Below are 1,898 nucleotides of genomic sequence, written 5' to 3'. Positions count from 1 at the left end.
TGTTGAGCGGCACTTTCGATGATGATGATGGCGTCATTGGTGTTGACGATGATCTGGTGATGGGAACGGCCCCGCTCGTTGTGGTGAGCGGGGCCGTGGTGGGCGTGGTGATGGGGTGCTCGTCGGGCTGATGTGGTCCTGGTCGGGTTGACGTCGATCGGGTTCAGTCCGCGGCGGTCTCGGCGATGGCGATACGGGCTGCTTTCTCGTCGACGATGGCGTGATCGGCGGCGAAGGCCGCGGTCAGTGCGTGCAGGGCCAGGTTGTTGACCGCGCGGGGGTGCCCGCGGGAGGCGTTGTGGATCAGCGCGATCGCGTCCTCGGAGAACAAGGTGTCGGCCCGGCCGGCGATTTTGCAGTGATGGCCGATGTAGTCGGCGGTGTCGGTGCTGCTCATCCCGGCGATGGCGTAGCGGACCGCGATGCGCTGATCCAGTGCTGCCATGACGCCGAGTCGGAGTCGGTGACGCAGGCTGGGTTGGCCAACCAAGATGACCGCGAACGGTGATCCAGAATCCATGTCGTGGTTGGTCAGTAGCCGGATCACTTCGAGTTGATGGTTATCCAGTAGGTGGGCCTCGTCGACGACCAGCACGGGACTGCGGCCGCGTTCGGCGTGTTCGCCTGCCAGCGCTTCTGCGGCTTGGGGTGCCAGGGTGGCCCGGTGAAACGCCGGGGTGTGTCCGAGGGTGGCCACGATGTGGGTGAGCATCCCGCGCACCCCGATCGTCGGGTTGGGCAGGTAGATGAACACGTGCCGGGACGGATCCAGGGTGGCGGTTGCCGCACGCACGGCCACGGTCTTGCCTGCGCCGACCTCGCCGGTGATCACCCCGATCGCATGCTGGTCCACACACCAGCCGATGCGGGCGACCGCCTCCCCGTGACCGGCGTGACGGTGCAGCATCCCCGGGGCCAGGTCCCGGCCGAAGGGCATCCGGGTGAACCCCCAATGTGACTGCAGGCGTTGAATACTCATGCCGAAACCTCACCTTCGTTATCGACGTCGCCGCTGGGTGTGAGGTCGGCGATGGATAGCTGACCGGGAATCTGGCCGTTGATGTAGATCGAGTTAAAGCCGATGCGTTCCTCGCGGCTCAGCTGGGCGTGGTGGGCATCGGCGGTCAGCCTCAGGTAGTCGATCTCGGTGGCCGGCGGCGGCTCGGGCTGCGGTGTTTCCGGTCTGGCCTTCGGGTGGGCGTGACGAGAGATGGTGTGCGGCAGGGCTTTGCCGAACGATTTGTCGCGGTAGCGGACCTCGACGGCCTCCAGGTCGAACGGGCTGAACACCAGCTCCACCTTGCGCCCGACCAAGCCGGCATCGACCTGGTAGGTGTTGGCGTGCAGCGACACGGTGGCGGTCTTGGTCACCACCCGGTATTCCGACCACAAGAACGCCTCGGTCAGATCATCGGCGCTCGGTATGGCCGGGGTGCGGCCGACCCGGTCCCAGCCGGCTCCCCACCGATCCAGCGGGGGCTGCCCGGTCTCGGTATGGACCCGGCGGTGGTATTCGGTCTCTACCCAGGCCATAAACAGTCGGTTGAGTTCCAACAAGGCGCTTGTGTGATCGACCCCGGCGGCAGCAAGGTCTTCGCTGGCGGTGTCGGTGACCTCTACCAGGAACTGTTCGCGCACGGTGCGAAAGAACCTCTCGATTTTGCCCCGGCCCTGCGGGCGACCGGGTGTGGAATGCACCAGCCGTATCCCGAGCTTGGCGCAGGCCCGCAACAGCCACGCATCGACAAACGCACTGCCATTGTCTACGTAAATGCCGGCTGGGACACCGCGGGAGGACAGTGCCGGGCGCAGTGCGGCGGCCAGGCGCACGGTGTCTTCGGCGAAGCCGAACCGGTAGCCGACCAGCAGCCGAGAATGATCGTCGATGAAGGCGAACA

The 1,898-nt window shown here is 65.8% G+C and carries 2 protein-coding genes; both read right to left on the bottom strand.

Annotated features, from left to right (window positions below; genetic code table 11):
• Positions 1-163: 163 nt before the first annotated feature.
• On the bottom strand, positions 164-979 hold the full coding sequence (locus tag FPZ47_RS27330; RefSeq protein ID WP_144957378.1) for an ExeA family protein: 816 nt from the start codon (positions 977-979) through the stop codon (positions 164-166).
• A partial coding sequence (locus FPZ47_RS27325) for a DDE-type integrase/transposase/recombinase (RefSeq protein ID WP_144957375.1) occupies positions 976-1,898 on the bottom strand: 923 nt, incomplete at its 5' end. The genes FPZ47_RS27325 and FPZ47_RS27330, both read right to left, overlap by 4 nt.

This window comes from Mycobacterium helveticum (genome assembly GCF_007714205.1).
Taxonomy (GTDB): domain Bacteria; phylum Actinomycetota; class Actinomycetes; order Mycobacteriales; family Mycobacteriaceae; genus Mycobacterium; species Mycobacterium helveticum.
This window is presented reverse-complemented; position numbering and strand designations above follow the sequence as displayed.

What these genes read in the sequence shown, in the direction of transcription:
- FPZ47_RS27330 (WP_144957378.1), bottom strand. Translation starts at nt 979, where the DNA reads ATGAGTATTCAACGCCTGCAGTCACATTGGGGGTTCACCCGGATGCCC.